The organism is Natronorubrum amylolyticum, from assembly GCF_052040145.1.
GTDB lineage: Archaea > Halobacteriota > Halobacteria > Halobacteriales > Natrialbaceae > Natronorubrum.
In genome coordinates this window covers 142,923-160,472 of sequence record NZ_JBPPFW010000006.1, presented here as the reverse complement: position 1 = coordinate 160,472, position 17,550 = coordinate 142,923, and the positions used below count along the sequence as shown (strand labels likewise).

The 17,550-nt window shown below is 65.5% G+C and carries 15 protein-coding genes; 9 read left to right on the top strand and 6 right to left on the bottom strand.

Annotated features, from left to right (window positions below):
* Window positions 1-22: 22 nt before the first annotated feature.
* The 3 genes from ACSFDB_RS20145 to ACSFDB_RS20135 all read right to left on the bottom strand — a co-directional run bounded on the left by ACSFDB_RS20145 (window position 23) and on the right by ACSFDB_RS20135 (window position 4,377).
* Window positions 23-1,228 (bottom strand): carboxylate--amine ligase, encoded by a 1,206-nt coding sequence (locus ACSFDB_RS20145; RefSeq protein ID WP_440772682.1) that lies wholly within the window; start codon window positions 1,226-1,228, stop codon window positions 23-25.
* Between the two features lie 29 nt (window positions 1,229-1,257).
* Window positions 1,258-2,553, bottom strand: a complete 1,296-nt coding sequence (locus tag ACSFDB_RS20140; protein WP_440772681.1) for a GNAT family N-acetyltransferase — start codon at window positions 2,551-2,553, stop codon at window positions 1,258-1,260.
* Between the two features lie 231 nt (window positions 2,554-2,784).
* Complete coding sequence (locus ACSFDB_RS20135; RefSeq protein WP_440772680.1) at window positions 2,785-4,377, bottom strand: alkaline phosphatase family protein; 1,593 nt, start codon at window positions 4,375-4,377, stop codon at window positions 2,785-2,787.
* A 287-nt stretch (window positions 4,378-4,664) separates the two neighbouring features.
* Between ACSFDB_RS20135 and ACSFDB_RS20130 the strand changes: the two genes are divergently transcribed.
* The 4 genes from ACSFDB_RS20130 (at window position 4,665) to ACSFDB_RS20115 (ending at window position 8,783) form a co-directional block, all read left to right on the top strand.
* Window positions 4,665-5,615 carry a polysaccharide deacetylase family protein gene (locus ACSFDB_RS20130; protein ID WP_440772679.1) on the top strand — a complete coding sequence of 317 codons (951 nt, stop codon included), beginning with the start codon at window positions 4,665-4,667 and terminating at the stop codon, window positions 5,613-5,615.
* 158 nt (window positions 5,616-5,773) lie between these two features.
* Window positions 5,774-6,877, top strand: coding sequence for a Gfo/Idh/MocA family protein (locus ACSFDB_RS20125; protein WP_440772678.1), 1,104 nt, complete (start codon window positions 5,774-5,776; stop codon window positions 6,875-6,877).
* Window positions 6,874-7,815 (top strand): DUF362 domain-containing protein, encoded by a 942-nt coding sequence (locus ACSFDB_RS20120; RefSeq protein ID WP_440772677.1) that lies wholly within the window; start codon window positions 6,874-6,876, stop codon window positions 7,813-7,815. The genes ACSFDB_RS20125 and ACSFDB_RS20120 overlap by 4 nt, the downstream gene beginning before the upstream one ends.
* Window positions 7,812-8,783: an NAD-dependent epimerase/dehydratase family protein gene (locus ACSFDB_RS20115; protein WP_440772676.1), complete on the top strand. Its 972-nt coding sequence runs from the start codon at window positions 7,812-7,814 to the stop codon at window positions 8,781-8,783. Before ACSFDB_RS20120 ends, ACSFDB_RS20115 begins: the two co-directional genes overlap by 4 nt.
* Before the next feature lie 61 nt (window positions 8,784-8,844).
* Here the strand turns inward: ACSFDB_RS20115 and ACSFDB_RS20110 are convergent, their stop codons facing one another.
* From ACSFDB_RS20110 to ACSFDB_RS20100, 3 genes are all read right to left on the bottom strand, one after another.
* Window positions 8,845-9,294, bottom strand: a complete 450-nt coding sequence (locus ACSFDB_RS20110) for a hypothetical protein (RefSeq protein WP_440772675.1) — start codon at window positions 9,292-9,294, stop codon at window positions 8,845-8,847.
* A 9-nt stretch (window positions 9,295-9,303) separates the two neighbouring features.
* Window positions 9,304-9,783 (bottom strand): DUF7342 family protein, encoded by a 480-nt coding sequence (locus tag ACSFDB_RS20105; protein WP_440772727.1) that lies wholly within the window; start codon window positions 9,781-9,783, stop codon window positions 9,304-9,306.
* A gap of 331 nt (window positions 9,784-10,114) precedes the next feature.
* Window positions 10,115-11,080, bottom strand: a complete 966-nt coding sequence (locus tag ACSFDB_RS20100; RefSeq protein WP_440772674.1) for a glycosyltransferase — start codon at window positions 11,078-11,080, stop codon at window positions 10,115-10,117.
* A gap of 479 nt (window positions 11,081-11,559) precedes the next feature.
* On the opposite strand from ACSFDB_RS20100, the gene ACSFDB_RS20095 reads away from it, so the two are divergent.
* The 5 genes from ACSFDB_RS20095 (at window position 11,560) to ACSFDB_RS20075 (ending at window position 17,521) form a co-directional block, all read left to right on the top strand.
* Window positions 11,560-12,669, top strand: a complete 1,110-nt coding sequence (locus ACSFDB_RS20095; protein WP_440772673.1) for a DUF354 domain-containing protein — start codon at window positions 11,560-11,562, stop codon at window positions 12,667-12,669.
* Between the two features lie 151 nt (window positions 12,670-12,820).
* Window positions 12,821-13,072, top strand: a complete 252-nt coding sequence (locus ACSFDB_RS20090) for an AbrB/MazE/SpoVT family DNA-binding domain-containing protein (RefSeq protein WP_440772726.1) — start codon at window positions 12,821-12,823, stop codon at window positions 13,070-13,072.
* 7 nt (window positions 13,073-13,079) lie between these two features.
* On the top strand, window positions 13,080-13,460 hold the full coding sequence (locus ACSFDB_RS20085; RefSeq protein ID WP_440772672.1) for a type II toxin-antitoxin system VapC family toxin: 381 nt from the start codon (window positions 13,080-13,082) through the stop codon (window positions 13,458-13,460).
* Window positions 13,461-13,625: 165 nt separating this feature from the next.
* Window positions 13,626-14,051 carry a universal stress protein gene (locus ACSFDB_RS20080; protein WP_440772671.1) on the top strand — a complete coding sequence of 142 codons (426 nt, stop codon included), beginning with the start codon at window positions 13,626-13,628 and terminating at the stop codon, window positions 14,049-14,051.
* 260 nt (window positions 14,052-14,311) lie between these two features.
* Window positions 14,312-17,521, top strand: coding sequence for a bacterio-opsin activator domain-containing protein (locus tag ACSFDB_RS20075; protein WP_440772670.1), 3,210 nt, complete (start codon window positions 14,312-14,314; stop codon window positions 17,519-17,521).
* Window positions 17,522-17,550 lie beyond the last annotated feature (29 nt).

The following is a 17,550-nucleotide window of genomic DNA, read 5'->3' as shown; positions in this document are numbered from 1 at the left end:
TCGGACATCGGACCTGATCACGCTACTGCCGGATCGCCGAGAGCGTGTTCAGGAAATCCCGAACGAACGGCTGTGGATCGTCGCGAGAGAGGTAGTCGAACCGCGGCTGCTCGAGGAGCGAGCGACCGATATCGAGGACGGCCTCAGCCAGCCCCGGCTTCTCGACCAGATCGATCTCGTCGGTGAGGACGGAGTGGAGATATAACAGTTCGCCGCGGAGGAGGTGGCCGCCGATACCCGGCTGATAGCTGTGATCGATCCGGTCTCGCATCCCGTTCGCTAGCAGCCAGTAGTAGTACGGAAAGTCCGCGCCGGCCTGTACCGAAAACGGCAGCGACGACCAGAACCGGGGGTTGACTTCCATCAGTTTGAACTCGCCGGTCTCGTCGTCGCGCAGGAACTCGACCATCGCGAGCCCGTGCCACTCGAGTTCGTCGAGCAGCGCCAGTCCGGCCTCCTCCAGCGCCGGAATGTCGACCGATTCCCGAAACGCGCTGGGGCCGCCGGCGTAGCTGTAGCCCCGTCGCTGTCGGTGTTGAAACGTCGCGACCGGCTCGCCCTCGTCGTAGAGGGCGAAGAAGCCGTACTCCTCGGTCGTCGAGACGTACTCCTGAACCAGCGGGACGTGTTCCATCTCGGTCCGGACGTCCTCAGTACTCTTGGCGCGGGTCGACTCGAGATACTGGGTCGACGGTGGTGCAACACACCGTTCGGGCGCGTACTCCTCGAGGTACTCGTCGCCTAGAATCGTATACCGCGGCTTGACGATCCACTCGCGTTCCCTGTCGGGAGTCGCCGTAAAGAGGGTCGTCTCCGGCGCGGCGACCCCTGCCGCGGCGGCGGCCTCGAACAGCTGAACCCGATCCTGGGTACGCGACAGGGTCTCGAACGTCGGCCAGGGGGTACTCACGAACTCCGCGAACTCGTCTCTGTACTTCGACAGCACGTAGATATCCGGCTCTCGGACGGGAACGATCGTCTCGACGTCGGGCCGCCTCGCGAGCGAGCACAGCACGTCCTTGTACGCCACGAGATCCTCGTGTGGCGATGGCGCGCGGATCGCCTCGTCGCAGTACTTCGACGCGAACGCCGGCGTCGTGTCGTCGCTCGAGACGACGATCGTTCGGATGCCGCGGCGACCGAGCGACCGGACGCAGGCGACGGTACTCGGCGCGGTGACTCCCGGAACGACGACTGACTGCGACCCGTCCCAGGGGGCAGTGTCCATACGTCCAGTTCTCGTACGGAATAGAAATGTTATGTCGTGTCTACATCGAGACCCGAGAGCGTCCACTCGTCCGGCGTCGTCTCCTCGAATGCGGTTTCCCGCTCGAGATCGCGAGCGAGTAATGTCAGCGCGGTCGGCCGGTCCAGCGTCGAGAGCGGAAACCGCGTGTCGGGATAGAATCGGTACCGGATCGGCGTCGGCAGCGTCTCCCCGAACGCGGTGACGTAGCTTCGATTCGGACAATCAGCCAGCGCTGCCGCTAGTACGTGATTGATCGCGTCCTGCGCTGCCGTAATCTCCCGTGGAAGGGTCTCGACGATCCGGAGGTGGTCGTCGACGCGCGAACAGACCAGCGCAGCGATCGGCGTTTCGCCGTCGCGCGTCGCGACGTAAGTCGTGTAGCTCCGCGCGGGGTTCTCGAGGCGCCACCGGTAGAACTCGGCGGTGCGATTCGTGTGAATCTCGTCGGGAATCGACCGCCGGTATACCGACTCGAGAACCTCCGCAGGCGGCGTCTCGAACTGAATTACGGCAATTTCCGACGAGCGCTGTGTTACCAGCGTGTCGCCCGCGAGCTGTGAGTTCGTGACGACGTCCGAGAGGACTGCCGTCACGCCGTCTTCGTCGTCCGAACCGTCGTCGCGAGGTCGATCGGAATCGTCGTCCTCGGACGGAAGGTCACGGTACACCCACCCGTCCGCCCCATCGCTGCTTACCGTTGTATCACTGCTCGTTGCTGTTTCGCCGCCCGTTGCTGTATCGCCGTTCACCGCTGCATCGCTGCTCGTCGTGGTTTCATCGCTCGCCGCTCTGTCGTCTCTGTCAGCGTCGTCTGCGACCTTTTTTATGCTCTCGACCGGATCCTGTGGCCGGTAGTACGTCGGGACCGTTCCGATCTCTTTCCAACCGTGTTTGAGGTTCCCCGGCTTGGCGCTCTCGTTCGGAAAGTTGAAGCACAGAGTCGGTGGGCCGTCGGCGTATCGCTCGAGCGCGTACTCGTTCATGCGGCTGAACAGGCCCCGGTCCCGGTGTTCGGGGTGGACCATCGTATCGCAGGGTTGGTACGCGATCGGCCGGTCGTCGCCGACGCGTAGCTCGAGGGCGAAGAAGGCCCGACAGCCGACGAGTTCGCCGTCGGCGTCGGCGACGACGATCGGCACGTGATCGACGTACGGGTTCTCTGCGTACTTCCAGCGGAACCAGTCCGCGCCGCGCTCTTTCTCGAAGACGGTCTCGTACAGCGACAACAGCGCGTCGCGGTCGCTAGGTTCGAACGAGCGGATCGTATACGACGGCTGCGTCGCCGGTGATGTGGATTCTCCCATAGCGAAGTCTCGTGCTGCCAGCCTGCGGATGGTCGGTCGTTCGGTTCGCGTCGGTCGCGTTCGTTTCCTCCGAGAATCAAACGGATCCAGAGCCGAACACGGTGCGTCGGCCGAGAGACGTTCAGTACAGCATCCACTGCGGACGAGTGTCTGATACGCTCTCACTCGAGTATCGCGCTAGCCGAAAACGAAACTTGAGTGACTAGTCGAGACCGATCGTGCGTCCCCCGATCACTCCATGTAGCCGAGGCCCTTCAGGCGATCCTCGACCTCTCCGAAGTCGTCGTCGACCTCCTCGTCGGTGCCGCCCTGTGAGACGCCCGTCCGTTCGACCTTCGTCGATGCGGGGGTCGTCTCCTCGTCGAACGCGTCGAAGAGGACGCGACCGTCGGCGTTCTTCGGGACCGGTTTGCCGATGCCGTGGAGCAGCGTCGGCGCGATGTCGACGACGCGCGCCCCGCGCAGCTCCGCCCCGGCGTCGATCGAGGGGCCGCGACAGAGCACGATTCCCTCCTTGCGGTGGCTCGCGTCGTAGTTGCCGGTGTCGCCGGTCGGCTCGTCGGTAAGCGCGTTTCGCGCCTCGTAGACACCCCGTCCGTTGACGATCAGATCGGGCGAGTCGTCGTCGGTCGGGAACAGTTCGTCGCCGTCGAACACGTTGAGCATCGGTTCGCCGTCGTCGTTGGTCACCGACTCGAAGAGGTCGGTGAGTTCGTCTTTGACCGCCGGCACCTGGCTCGGATCGACGACCCCGCTGTCGAAGCGTTCGGTGTCGTTGACGTACAGGCAGCCGGCGCCGTGGACGAACGCGACGGTCTTCTCGTAGTCGACGTCGTAGAGGGCGTGATCGCCCGGGATCTGCTCGGCAACGGTGTCGACGATCGACCGGGGCAGCGTCGAGACGATCTTCTCCTCGGAGATGCCGACTCGATCGAGCGCGTCCGTGATCCGGTCCCGGGAGATGCCGAGACTCGAGAGCGCGCCGCGGGTCCCCTCGTCTTCCTCTCGGAAGAGGTAACCGTCCTGTTCGAGGATGTGGTTGACGTAGACCAGTTCCTCGATCGGCCCGAAGCCGTGGTCGGAGACGGTGTAGAGGTCGGCGTCGTGTTCGTCCGTGTAGTCCATCACCTCGCCGAGGATGTCGTCGAGCTTCTTGTAGTGGTCCAGCAGCCGGTCCATATCCCAGATGAGGTGCTGGAATCGGTCGGGCGCGGTGAAGACGAAAAAGAACAGCCCCCAGTCGTCGCCGGCTTTCTCCATCTGGAGCTGCATCAGTTCGCGCCGGTTCTCGAGCATGTCGTCGACCGCGACCTCGAACTCGTCGAGTCGGTCCGCGTAGTCGGGGTAGTCCAGGCTGATCTCGTAGTCGGGGATTCGGGACTCGATCTCGTCTTTCAGCTCGGGCGGGTGCGTGTACTCCTTCTCGGTCGACGGGGTCATCATGCCGGTGACCATCGTCCCGTCGATCTCTCGGGCCGGATACGTCATCGGGACGTTGCCGACGTGGGCTGGCGAGAGCTGCTCCCAGAGCGTCGGTTGTTTCATATCGTAACTGGTGTACATCTCGTGCGTGTAGTTCGACGAGAGATTCTGGAAGCCGTAGAGACCGTGTTTGTCGGGCCAGACGCCCGTCGCGATGGTCGGCCACGCGAGCGGCGTCGTCGCCGGCTGGGTGCTCTCGAGGGTGCCGGAGGCGCCCTCTTCGCGCATTCGGGCGAAGTTCGGGAGCTCGCCCTCGTCGCTCCATTGTTCGATGAGTCTCCACGGTACGCCGTCGAATCCGAGCACGAATGCGCGCTCGGCTGTCTGGGAAGACCTGCTCATGATTGGATATCTGAGACGTTGGGGACGTCTGCTGTGCTGGAAGTTACTGGTTGTCGGCTTTGTTATGGGGAGATTTCATCCACCGTCCGGACGATGGCCGGCGAATTTGCTCGATTTGTTGTCGAATGTCGCGTCCTATCGTGTCCCGATCTACCACGCCTATATCCGGCCACTATACGTCAGCGAGTACCCCCTCGTCCGGAACAGGCCATCCATAACAAAACTATTCGTCGGGTAGCTGTGACGTATGAGACGGATTCACCGGCCGTATCCTGGTGGTGACTGTCGTGGGTAGCGTCGTTATCTCCCTCGACGCCGAACTCGGCTGGGGCTTTCACGATCTCGAGGACCCGCCGGACGACCGCGTCGAATCGGGCCGCCGCGGCTGGAACGTCATGCTCGAACTCCTAGACGAGTTCGACGTCCCCGCAACGTGGGCCGTCGTCGGCCATCTGATGCTCGAGGACTGTGACGGCCGCCACGCCGACCATCCGGCCCCGCCGGGCTGGTTCGATCGCGAACGCGGCTCGTGGCGCGACCGCGAGGACCTTCGGTTCGCTCCGGATCTCGTCACCGATATTCTTCGGGCCGACGCCGACCACGAGTTCGCGAGCCACTCGTTCTCCCACGTCCTCTTCGGCGGCGCGGAGACGGATCACGAACTGGCCGACGCCGAACTCGAGCGGGCGACCGAGATCGCCGACATCTGGGACCAGTCGATCGACTCGTTCGTCTACCCGCGCAACGACGTGGGCCACCGGGACGTCCTCGCGGATCACGGACTCTCGGCCTACCGCGGCAAATCTCCGACCAGAGACGGTGTCCGCGGCGTCGTCGACACGACGCTCCGGGATCAGTCGATGATCGTCGAGCCCGAGATCGACGAGTACGGGCTTGTCAACGTCCCGGCCTCGATGTTCCTCTTCGGGTTCGAGGGACCGGCGCGGACCGTCGCCGAGTCGGTCTGGACCGATCCCATGCTCGAACTCGCTCGTCGCGGCATCGACGAGGCGGTCGAGGCCGACGGCGTCTTCCACATGTGGCTGCACCCGAACAATCTGACGAGCGAACGGGACGACCGTCGCATGCGAGCGATCCTCGCGTACCTCGAGCGGCGACGCGCCGAGACGGATCTCACGGTCGAAACGATGGCGGACGTCGCTCGACGGTTTCAGGGGTTTGAGGGAGCCGACGTCACGGAACGGATCGACGGACAGGTGCCGGCGAGCGGTAACTGACGGCTATCGGTCCCGCCAGTGACGGTTGTTCTCAGCTGAACCGCCTGCAGTCCCGGCACCTCGAGCGTCCACCGGCGGAACGAATGCAGGTGCTACCGTCTGCTTCTCGTCGGTATGGCGACGATAACAAAGCCCGCTGCTGGTCCGTTTTCGACCGAATGGCTCCACCCTTTCTCGACCGGTGGTCCGACTCGAGCGCGCTGCAACTCGGCGTCCTCGGTGTCGGAAACATCGGCATGGTACATCTGAAGTCCGCGCTCGCGATGCCCGGCGTCGACGTCGTCGCGGCCGCCGACGCGATGCCGGCGAACCGCGACAAGGCTGCTAGCGCCGGCGCGACCCGAACGTACGACGATTACACGACGTTGCTCGAGCAGGAGGCCCTCGACGCGGCGGTGGTCGCGTTGCCGCCGTTCCTCCACGCCGACGCGGTCGAGTGCGCCGCCGACGCGGGCGTCGACGTCTTCGTCGAGAAACCGCTCGCCCGAACGGCCGCGGAGGCCGAAGCGATGCTCGAGACCGCTCGCGAGGCGAACATCGCGCTCGGCGTCGACCACACGCTCCGATACCAGCCGGACATGGAGGGCGTCAAGGCGGCATACGACGACGGCAGCGTCGGGCACGTCCCCTACGCCTCGATCACGCGGCTCAACGATCACCCGCTCGGAAAGCCGCCCGCCGCCGAGGCCCCGCCGGCCTGGCCGATGGATCCCGACGCCGCCGGCGGCGGCTCGCTCATCGAACTCGGCGTCCACTGTTTCGACCTCCTCGAGTGGTTGTTCGGCGACCTCGAGGTACAGGACGCGACGATGGGCAAAACGCTCAACATTCCGGCTGAGGACGCCGCGACGGTGTTGCTCCGCGCGCCGGAGACCGAGACGACGATCAACCTCCACTGTGGGACCTACCAGTGGGAACAGCTGCCCGAGGTCAACACCCGACTGCGACTCGAGGGCGTCACGGGGACGATCAGTAACAAAGAGCACATGCCCGGGAACTTCTACGCGGGCGCGGCCAAATCCGCGCTGTCGAACGTCGCGAGCCGATTCACCGGCGGCGAGCCGGACGTCTTCGGGCCGACGTTCTACCTGCAGGCTCACTACGACGCGTTGGAAGACTTCTGTGACGCGATTCGCGAGGACGAGGCGCCGCCGGTCGGCGGCGAACTCGGCCTGCGAACGCTCGAGTTAGCTGAAACCGCGTACGAACTCGCGGCCGAGGGCGACGGTGCGGAGCTCGAGCCGCCGGAGGTGATGACGTGAGCGTTCACGTCGCCGGCGTCGACGCGACCGACCGACGCGGCGGGTGGATCGCCGACACCGACGCGCGACTCGCCTCGTTCGAGTCGGCCACTCGGTCCGTCCTCGAGCCTTACGTCAGTTCGCTCACCGCGGCGGATCGAATCACGGTCGTCCCCGACGCTCACTATCCGTTCCACCCCTCCACGGGGATGGTCACCGACCCCGCCGTCGTCGGCTCGATCGCCGACCACATCGCGGGCTGGACCGAGGCCGACGTCGCCGTCGCCGGGGCGAGCGACGACCGAATCGCGTTCGACCGGACCGCCGACTATCTGAGCTACCCAGACATCGTCGAGCGCTTCGGCGCCGAGGTCGTCGACCTCGCGGACGAGTCGCGGCGCAACAGCGTCGTCACCGTCGACGACGAGCAGGTGTCGGTATCGGTTCCGGAGCGACTCCTCGAGAGCACCGTCCTGGTTGTCCCGACGCTGCGACCGACCGAAACCGGCCCGGTCGCCGGCGGGATGCGCGCACTCGGCCGACTCGTCTCGAGTGCGGCCGACGCCGACTCGACCGCGGTCGCGGCGACGCGAACGATCGAACCCGCCCTTTCGGTGCTGGACGCGACGACCGCGTACGCCGGCGATCCGATTGCTGCGGACGCCCTGTTCGCCGGGCCGACCCAGCAGGTCGACGCGATCGCCTCGTCGCTGCTCGAGCGCTCGATCGAGGAGGATCCGGTGCTCCGCGCGGCGTTCGGCGTGGACGATCCGTCGATTACGGTCGAAAACGCCGGCGGATCGGGAGACGACGTCGATCTCACGGCGCTCAGACGCCGGCTCCCGAACGGGGGGCTCCCGCCGCGGGACGAGACGCACCCCGCCGTGACGCTCGCGTACCGACTCTACGCGCGGGTGGCCGGTGACGCCGTCCCGCCGCAACTCGAGAGTGGACGATGACCGGCCAGCGAACTGCAGCCGTCACCGGCGCGACGGGCTTTCTCGGCTCGGCGCTCTGTGAGCGCCTGCTCGAGGAGGGCTGGGAGGTGCACGGTCTCAGCCGCCCCACGTCGGATCGCCCGGATCTCGAGGGGATCGACTGGTACGTCGGCGATCTCTTCGACGACGAGACGCTGCAAGAGTTGGTCGACGGCGCCGACACCGTCTTCCACCTCGCCGGCATCGGACTCTGGAGCGCGGGCCCCGAGACCGTCCACCGGGTTAACGCCGACGGGACAGAGCGCGTCCTCGAGGCCTGCCGCGAGCGCGACGTCGGCCGACTCGTCTTCACCAGCACGTCCGGGACGCGCCGACCGTCGGGCGACGACGAGTTCGCCGACGAGACGGACGTGGCCGAGCCGATCGGCGCCTACCAGGAATCGAAGGCGGAGGCCGAGCGACTGGTCGACGAGTACGCGGCGACGGATGGCAACGCCGTCACCGTTCACCCGACCTCGATCTTCGGCCCCGGCGACGAGGAGTTCACCGCCCAGTTGCTGGCGATGGGACTCGAGCCGACGATGCCGGCCTACCTGCCCGGCGGGCTGAGCATCGTCGGCGTCTCGGACGTCGTCGACGGCCTGCTGCTGGCCGACGAACGGGGAACCACCGGCGAACACTACATCCTCGGCGGCGAGAATCTGACGTTCGACCAGGCGGTCTCGCGGATCGCCCACGCTACCGACGGCTCGCCCGCCCGGATTCCGGTTCCGGCGATGGCGATCCACGCGGCCGGTCCGGTCGCCGAAGCCGCCAGCGCCGTCGCCGACGTCCGCGTGTTTCCGTTCGACCGACAGATGGCCAAACTCGCGACCAAACGGATGTTCTACACCTCGAGGAAGGCGGAGCGCGAACTCGGCTACGAGTACCAGCCGATCGAGGCCCACCTCCCGGAGACGATGGCGTGGTACCGGGCGGACGTGCAGTAGCTGTCGGGTATCTGCGGCCAGCAGAGCGCGTCGGTCGGATCTCTAGAACATTCGACCGCTCCTATCGGTCTTCTTCGGCCGTGAGCGCCGGGATTCGATCCTCGAAGAGTTGTTCAATCGCTGTCCAGAGAACCTCCGTCGGAACGGTTTTCGTGAACTGAGCGTTCTTGTAGTGACTCTCCCCCGTCGACGGATTTTCGTACTGAAAGTGAACCGCTCCGAGTTCGGGGTGATCCTCGTCGCGGTGCCGCCCGCAATTGAATCCCGTGTTCGCATCGGCGTAGTGAATGCGATAGTACTGTTCTCCTCGCTCGTATCGCCACTCGACATCAAGCGTCGGTGACGTCGGACCCGTGGACGGTACGACGCGAGCGGGATCGATCTCTGCCCGAAGGAACTTCTTGGTGATGCTATCCGGTTCGTAGGCGACAGCCGTAACTTCGGGCTGTCGTTGAAGGACGTCTTTCAGCCCGCCGTAAACCGCGGTATCGACGACTCCTGGAAACCCCATCCGTCGACCTCACGCGGAGATTGCGTCTCGTTCGGCCGCCCAGTCGTACTCGTTGAGCGCTGCTCGTACGACGGGGAGGCGACCCGCGAGGTGCTCCCACTCGCTGGCGATCTCCCGGCGTCGCTCGACTTCGTCGGTTTCGTCGAGGTCGGCGATGCTCGCCCGGAGTTCACCGGGACTCTCGACGTCGTACGTCTCTTTCCAGTCCACGATACGGGATCGCATCGAGTCGAGCGCACTGGTGAGTTCCTCACGATCGTATTCTCGCTGGAGCGTCGCGATTTCCCGATACGTCGCCATCAACTGGTCGACGCAGTACACCGTCTGGTCACCCTGTTCGATTTTCCGAAGGACGTCGTCTTCGACGAGTTGGTCGAGATATTTCTGCGCGGTTTTCACCGAGACCTCCGTTTCGTCAGCGATCCACGAGGCGGAGCGAGGACTTCGCAGCGTACGCGCCGCCGTACGAACGCGCTCGCCGCGCGTCATCGAGGGACGATCCCGGGTAATGTCTCCGGACATACCCCCGAATAGGTGCCACTGAAATATATATCCAGTGGGTAGGATATATGTTCGAACCCTCGGCGTATCCGTAGCTACGGTGGCTCTTCCCCCGCGTTCAAGATCGGTGGATCCTCGCCCTCGAGGCCGTTCCACCAGCACGCGAGGACGACGAGCGTGACCAGTTCGGGCTCTTCGTGCGTGATGCACGACTCGCGATGCGCGGACGGGCCGTCGGGACCCCTACGCGCCGTGGAAAACAGTGTTGGTACGGAAACAATTCTTTGCTATCTGCGCCGCGTCCGGCACCCTCGAGCGATCAGTCGATCCGCGGCGTCTCCCGCACCTGTTCCGTCGTTTCGCCGGCGACCCGTTCGTAAACCTCGAGTATCCGCTCCGTCGTTCGCTCGATACTCACTTCCTTCGCAGCCTCCCGTCCGTTCGATCGCTCGCCGCGCTCGAGGACGTCCATCAGTCCCGTGATCAGTTCCTCGTCGCTGGTGGCGACCCACGAGGGCTCCACCCTGGCCAGCCGTTCACGGACGTCCCCGACGTCGACGGCGACGACGGGCAGGTTGCAGGCCATCGCTTCCTTGACCGAGTTCGGCGACCCCTCGCTGTGGGAGGTCAACAGGAGGGCGTCCGCGGCGTTCATGTAGTCCGGGACGGTGTCGTGGTCGACGCCGTGGACGGTCCGGAGTTCGACCGGCCGGTCGAGTAGGTTGTCGGCCGCGGTGACGATCCGGCGCGCTCGCGGGTAGTTCTTCACCTCGCGCTCGGGGGGGTAGGGAAACAGCACCTGGTAGGCGTCGCCGGCGTCGTCCCAGCCGACCCTCTCGCGTGCGCGTTCCTGTGATCCCGGCTGGAACTGCTCGAGGTCGACCCCGTCGGGGATCACTCGCGCATCGCGGCCGAGCTCCTCTCGCATCTCCTCGGACATGACGACGACTTCCTCACACAGCGGCGCACAGAGGCTGCTGACGGGTTTGACGGGTCCGTGTACGTCCGACCCCCACAGCGACAGGACGACCGGCGTTCCGAACTGGGCGAGCGCCATCGGGGCCATCAACCCGTAATGGGCGTGGATCAGATCGTAGCCGTTGCTCGACTCGCTGATGACCTTCGGGACGGTCCGAAGGTAGTCCGTCGGCCCGCGCGCGGTCGTCGCGTCCACGTCGCCGGAGACCGACACCGTGGTAAAGGAGACGCCGCGACGCTCGAGTTCGGCCATCTGCTGGTTCATGAACGGTGCGTCCGCGCTGTTCGTGAGGGTGAGGACGTGCATTCCGACTTGCTGTCAGCTAGCAGCCGGCGGCGTTTTGTTATAGAGCGAACAGCCCGTGAACGGCGAGACGCAATCACCGACTATCTTCGTTTCAGTTGCTGAGAACGGGACCGTCAGAGGGCGACGATCGAGTTTTTCTTCACGTACTCTTATACGTCGGCGGACACTCCGAACTGATCCGTTCGTTCGCTTCGATCGGCCGGCACGCTGGTTACGCACCTGCTTGCTGTCCGCTGTATCGCTGCTGTCGCGCCGCTGGATCAACTCGCCGACGCGTAGATCGCCCGTCTCGGCGTCGGTATTCGGTGGCTGAACCGCGTCCTGCTGTCGTCCGTCGGCGGTAGCGAATTTCTGATTTCCGTTTTCGGGTCGTTTCTCTCTCGTCGCGACCGCCGTCTATCGGCGCTGGATTTCTCCTCAGGCGATCATATCGGGTAGCTGTACGATTACAAAGGTTCAGACACGGATACAGTCTGTTGATGCGGATCCTCGTCTTCGCCAATACGCCTGCACACGTCCACCTGTATCGACATACCGTCGACCGTCTCGAGGACGCGGGACACGACGTCCGCGTCCTCACGCGGGAGTACGCCTGTACCACGGACCTACTCGAGTTCTTCGACATGCCGTACCGGGTCTACGGCGGCCACGGGACCGATCGCTACTCGAAGCTCCGGTTCGCCCGCGAACTCGGCGGACAGGTGGTGACGATCGGTCGCGAGGCCCGTCGGTTCGATCCGGACGTCGTCTTCGGCCGCGGGCCGTACGCGGCCTACGCGGGCACGCTCACGCGCACGCCGGTCGTCCTCGTCCTCGACGACGAGCCGGGCGACTTCAACTACGCCGTCTCGCGCCCCTTCGCCGACTGCATCCTCTCGCCGGCGGTCACTCGTCGGGACCTCGGCGACGCCCACTACACCTTCGAGGGGTTCAAGGAGTGCGCCTATCTCCACCCCGACGTCTTCGAGCGCGACGAGGGCGTCCGCGAGTATCTCGGCGTCGAGTCGGACGAACCGTACGTGCTCGTCCGGTTCAACGCACTCGACGCGCTCCACGACGCCACCCTCGAGGGATTCAGACCGGAGCAGCGCCGCGACCTGATCGAGCGGCTGAGCGAACACGCGACGGTCTTCGTCTCGGACGAGGGAGACGACATGGACCTCGCGGACCTGCCCGCTCGGTCGTACGATCTCCATCCGGCGCTGATTCACGACGCGATGGCCGAGGCGTCGCTGCTCGTCGCGGATACGGGGACGATGGCCACCGAGGCGGCGCTGCTGGGGACGCCAGCCTTCCGGTACCGCGGCACCGACGACCACGAGTACGGCGAGTTCCAGGAACTCGAGCGCGCGGGGCTCGCCGAGCAGTTCGACGAGTTCGAGACGGTTCGCGAGCGTTCGCTCGAGGTCGTCACGGACGACGACGCCGCGGCTCGCTGGCAGCGGCGACGCGAGGCGTACGTCGCGGACCTGGTGAACCTCTCGGATCTGCTGGTCGAGGTCGCCGAGTCCCGCGGTGCCGTCGATCGGCTCAGTTCGTCGATACGGGGGTCGTTACAGGCGAAAGGGCGGGAACAGCCCCAGATTTAGCGGTTGACAGTCGCTGACTGCGTTGAACTGCTTCCCGCTCGGTTACGAAAGACGCACGGCACCTTTCGAAACCGTCCGATGACGGGGGCAGGGGAGCGTAACGATATTTGTGGGAATCTTTTTGATTGTTCCCGCAGTAGTAGTGGCTACAATGAGCAAAACAGCAGAGGCCGACGACCGAGGTCGAATCGTGATCCCCCATAAAATTCGGGAAAAACACGGTGATCGATACCGCGTCGTCGAGCTTAAAGACCGAATTGAGCTGATCCCGCTCGAGGATGACCCGATCGAGGGGCTCCGGGATGCTGTCGGCGATGCGTTCGACGACAAATCGATCGAGGAAATTAAGCGAGAGTCGCGCGAGGCCGCTCGAGAAGACGCTATAGACGGCTTAACCGAGTAAGATAGTGATGATATACGCCGATACGGACTTCTTTATCGCGCTGGTCAAAGACGACGATTGGCTCCAGCGTAGCGCAGCCGAGATCGCTCTCGAGAACGAGGGAGAGATTTACACCTCGCGGGCGACGCTGCTCGAACTTCTTGTAATTTCGAACCGGTTCGAGTTCGATCGGATGGAGGCGCTCACCTACGCACTCGAGCTCGCAGTGGTCCCCGAAGACGAGGACGTGCTGTTTCAGGCAGCGGACTACATGGAACAGAACGGACTCACCGCGTTCGATGCGTATCACGCCGCTTACGCGGACGAAGACCCGATCATTTCGTCGGACAAATCGTTCGACGATATCACGGACGATCGCATCGCAATCGAAGAGAACAGGGCCGAATGATCGAAAATAGGATGAATTCGATCTCGTCCGCCTCGAGCGACCGTCCATCGCGACACCGTCTATGTCGATCCCCTCGACCCGCTCGATGTCCGATACGGGCACTGGATAGCCTCCCGGCAACGGCAAGTGCGGTATGTTTCCGTCCGTCCGGTGAACGTTCAGGTCATGTATCAGGATCTGCTGCTCGCGACTGACGGCAGCGACGGCGCTCGACAGGCAACCGAGCACGCGATCGAACTGGCCGACCGTCTCGGGGCCACGCTCCACATCGTCTCGGTGTCCGAGGACGGCCCGCACAGTAGCGAAAAACAGGACGCAATGCGCTCGGACCCCGAGGGCGAGGCCGCGGAGGCCGTAGAGGAGGCCGAACGGGCCGCGGCCCAGCGCGACCTCGAGGTGACGACGACCGTCCGTCACGGCGTCCCCCAGGAGGAGATCGTCGACGTCGCCGAGGTGAACGCGATCGATATGATCGTCGTGGGAACCGAGGGCCGGACCGGTCTCGATCACCTGGTCGTCGGCAGCGTCGCCGAGGAGATCGTCCGCAACGCGCCGGTTCCGGTCGTCACGGTCCGGGATCAGACGGAGTAAGGCTCGATCCGATCGCTTCAGGGGGCGTCTCCGCCGGACGACAGACGAACGGGTACGCTCCCGAAGCGTCGCCCTAATCGACCACTAGCGTCCGATACGCGATCGATAATTAACCGCCGAGCGACCGATAGCCGTCCTATCGTGTTCCGTCGGTTCACGACGACTCACTGTCGGCCGGCGACCGGTCGACTCTGCCATCGTTCGTCGTCCATCCCCCGGCTCGCATCCGCGACGCCGTCCTGCACGGAGGTGGATCTCCGGTGAGCGACGGTACTACAGCCGTCGTCGGCGACGTCCTCCGGGTGCTCGTGGTCGGCGACTCGAAGCCGGTCGACGCGGCGATGGACGCGCTCTCCTCGCAGTTCGACTCGATCTCGCTCGTCAGGGAGCGCTCGGTCTCGAGCGGGCTCGATCGACTCGCACACCTCGATATTCACTGCGTCGTCGCTCCGCTCGAGAGTGGTTCGAACGGGGTCGCGATCGAGGAAATCCGCGAAAGGGACAGCGAGCTGCCGGTCATCGCGGTAATCGAGGCGGGAGAGACCGATACCGACGCGGTCGAGCGGGCACTCGAGGCGGGCGCCATCGACGTCTTCGACGCCGATGATCCCCAGTCGCTCGTCGCCGCCCGCGTCAGGAACGCGGCCGAGCGCTACCGACTCGAGACCGCCTCTGTCCGCCGCGATCGATCGATCCTCGAGCGCTCGGACGCGCTCGTCTGGGTGGTCGACGAGTCGGCGACGATCGAGTACATCAGCGCGGCCGTCGAGCCACGGCTGGGGTACACGCCGGCCGAACTTGAGCGAACGCCGCTCACCCAACTCGTCCATCCGGACGACCGCGAGACGCTCTCCGAGGTGTTCGAGGCGGTCTCGGCGGCCCCGTTCGGAACGACCGACCGCGTCGCTATCCGTATCGGCCACGCCGACGGCACCTGGCACGCCTACGAGCTGACGTGCAGCAACCGCCTCGCGGATCCGCTGGTCGGCGGCGTCGTGCTGACGCTTTCGGAGACCTCGGCCGCCGACGTCGGAGCCGACAGCGGTGTTCGGCCGGCGCTCGAGCGCCTCGCGGAGCCGCTGTTCGCGCTCGGGCCGCAGTGGGAGCTTCGGTACGCGAACGCGGCCGCCGAACGACTGCTCGACGCGGACGGTTCTTCGTCGCCCGGGACCGTCGTCTGGGATCTCCTCGACGAGCGCGTTCGAGGGGTGTTCTACGAGCGCTTCCTCGAGGCCGCCGCCTCGGAGTCGGCCGTCGAGTTCGAGACTCCGTACCCGTCGCTCGAGACGCGGCTCGTGGTCTCAGTCTACCCCGGCGACGACGGTGTCACGGTTCACGCACGCGAGGCGGCCGAGGGCGACACCGCAGCTGTCGACCGAGACCGATTCGACCTGCTCGAGTCGGTCGTCGACGGACTCGACGACGGGGTCGCCGTCCTCGAGGAATCGACGATCCGGTTCGCCAACGCGGCGCTGCTCGAGGCCACCGGTGCGGCGACGCTCGTCGGCCGGGAACTTGACGACGTTTTCGACGACGACCTCGCGGCGACGATTCGAGAGCGCGCCCGTTCGTCCGTCATTCGGTGGATGGTGCCCGTCACTGGGACGATCACGGCCGCTGACGAGCCGCGAGCTGTCGATGTCTTCGTCACCCCGCTACCGGACGACGATCGAACGCTCTGTGTCGTCCGAGACAGGGACCGATCCGCCGCCGGTGCGCTGTCGGCGATCGACCGATCGATCGCGACGATGGCCGACGCCGAGAGCCGTTCCGCTGTTCGGCAGGCAGCCGTCGACGCCGTCCTCACGTACACCGGCGCCGACCTCGTGGGCTGGTACCGCCTCGAGGACGATCTGTTCAGGCCGGCAGCAGTCGCGACGACGGCCGCGAGTTCGTCGGTCGAACTCCCGCCGATCGATCGCGACCTAATCGACCGGATCGATCCGGCAGACGGGACGGACGCCGACGCGGACGCGAACGGGGAGCGCGTGACGACCGTTCTCGACCGATCTGAACTCGAGTCGCTCTCTACACGGACGGGGATCCGTGCCGAGCGAATTCTCGCGATTCCGATCGACGGTCGCGGCGTCGTCCTCGCGACCAGCACCGATCCGATGGCCTTCGAAGGGGACGGTCGAACGCCGCTCGCGGTCGTCACACGGGCCGCGGCGATCACGCTCGAGTCGCTCGAACGCGGCTCGACGATCCGGTCGTCCCGCTCGGAACTCGAGCGACTCGAGAGCGTCGTGGCTCGCTGCCAGCGCTTGCGAGAGATCGAGCGGACGGTACTCGCCAGCGAGGCCCGCGGCGAGATCGAGCAGTCGCTCTGTGACGCGCTGGTCTCGTTGCCGTTCGCGGAGACGCCGGGATCGATCGAACTGGCCTGGATCGGCCACGTCGATACCGGCTCCGAACGGATCACGCCGGACACGTGGGCGGGCGAGAACGGCGCGTTCCTCGAGTCGGTCTCGGTATCGATGGCGGCCGCGGACCCGGACCACCCGACGGCGGTGGCGGCCGCGACGCTCGAGCCGGCGGCCATCGCCGATATCGGCGACGGGGACCCCGCACGCAACGGTGCGGAGTGGCGTCGACGAGCGATCGAACGCGGCTTTCAATCCGTACTAGCTGTCCCGCTCGTGACCGACGAGTTCTGTTACGGCATACTCACCGTGTTCGCCGACCGGCCGTCCGCGTTCGACGACGTCGCACGGGAGCTCTGTATCCATCTCGCGTCCGTTGCCAGCCACGCGATCGCGGCCGTCGAACGGAAGCGGGCGCTGCTGGCTGAGCGACTGACCGAACTCGAACTCCTCCTCCGGGAGGACGACGAGCCCCTGTCCGCGATCGCCCATCGACTCGACCGGCGGCTCGACGTGCAGGCGGTGATTCCTCGGTCGTCCGGCGGCTCGACGGTGTACTGTACCGTCCCGGCAGTCGACGACGCGGCGATTCGGGCGGCCGTCGACGCCGTTGCCGGGGTCGAATCCGGCCGGCTCGTCGGCGACCGATCTGAGGAGTCGCTCCTCGAGTTCGTCCTCACGGCGCCGTCCGTCGCGGAGCCGTTCGCGAACCACGGCGGGACGTTGCGATCGGTCCTTCCGGTCGACGATCGGACCCGGCTCGTGGTCGAACTTCCCAGCACCGTCGACGTTCGCTCGTTCGTCAGCATGGTCGAGCGTCGGTACGCCGGGGCGGAACTGGTCGCCCGACGCGAGCGCGATCGATCCACCCGATCCGCTCGCCCGTTCGACGCCGAACTCCGTAACCGGCTCTCGGAGCGCCAGCTTCGGACCCTCGAGACGGCCTACTACAGCGGCTTCTTCGAGTGGCCTCGAGAGAGCACTGGCGAGGTGGTAGCCGAATCGCTGGGCGTCTCACAGCCGACGTTCAGCCGCCATCTCCGACTCGCCCAGGACAAGCTGTTCGCGCTGCTGTTCGACGAGCGCGACGGTGACGACGAGGCGTAATCTCGCTCGCTCGAGCCGACGGCACGAAC

What these genes read in the sequence shown, in the direction of transcription:
- ACSFDB_RS20110 (WP_440772675.1), bottom strand. Translation starts at nt 9,294, where the DNA reads ATGGGGTTTCCAGGAGTCGTCGATACCGCGGTTTACGGCGGGCTGAAA.
- ACSFDB_RS20080 (WP_440772671.1), top strand. Translation starts at nt 13,626, where the DNA reads ATGTATCAGGATCTGCTGCTCGCGACTGACGGCAGCGACGGCGCTCGA.
- ACSFDB_RS20090 (WP_440772726.1), top strand. Translation starts at nt 12,821, where the DNA reads ATGAGCAAAACAGCAGAGGCCGACGACCGAGGTCGAATCGTGATCCCC.
- ACSFDB_RS20140 (WP_440772681.1), bottom strand. Translation starts at nt 2,553, where the DNA reads ATGGGAGAATCCACATCACCGGCGACGCAGCCGTCGTATACGATCCGC.
- ACSFDB_RS20095 (WP_440772673.1), top strand. Translation starts at nt 11,560, where the DNA reads ATGCGGATCCTCGTCTTCGCCAATACGCCTGCACACGTCCACCTGTAT.
- ACSFDB_RS20105 (WP_440772727.1), bottom strand. Translation starts at nt 9,783, where the DNA reads ATGACGCGCGGCGAGCGCGTTCGTACGGCGGCGCGTACGCTGCGAAGT.
- ACSFDB_RS20125 (WP_440772678.1), top strand. Translation starts at nt 5,774, where the DNA reads ATGGCTCCACCCTTTCTCGACCGGTGGTCCGACTCGAGCGCGCTGCAA.
- ACSFDB_RS20085 (WP_440772672.1), top strand. Translation starts at nt 13,080, where the DNA reads ATGATATACGCCGATACGGACTTCTTTATCGCGCTGGTCAAAGACGAC.
- ACSFDB_RS20135 (WP_440772680.1), bottom strand. Translation starts at nt 4,377, where the DNA reads ATGAGCAGGTCTTCCCAGACAGCCGAGCGCGCATTCGTGCTCGGATTC.
- ACSFDB_RS20100 (WP_440772674.1), bottom strand. Translation starts at nt 11,080, where the DNA reads ATGCACGTCCTCACCCTCACGAACAGCGCGGACGCACCGTTCATGAAC.
- ACSFDB_RS20145 (WP_440772682.1), bottom strand. Translation starts at nt 1,228, where the DNA reads ATGGACACTGCCCCCTGGGACGGGTCGCAGTCAGTCGTCGTTCCGGGA.
- ACSFDB_RS20115 (WP_440772676.1), top strand. Translation starts at nt 7,812, where the DNA reads ATGACCGGCCAGCGAACTGCAGCCGTCACCGGCGCGACGGGCTTTCTC.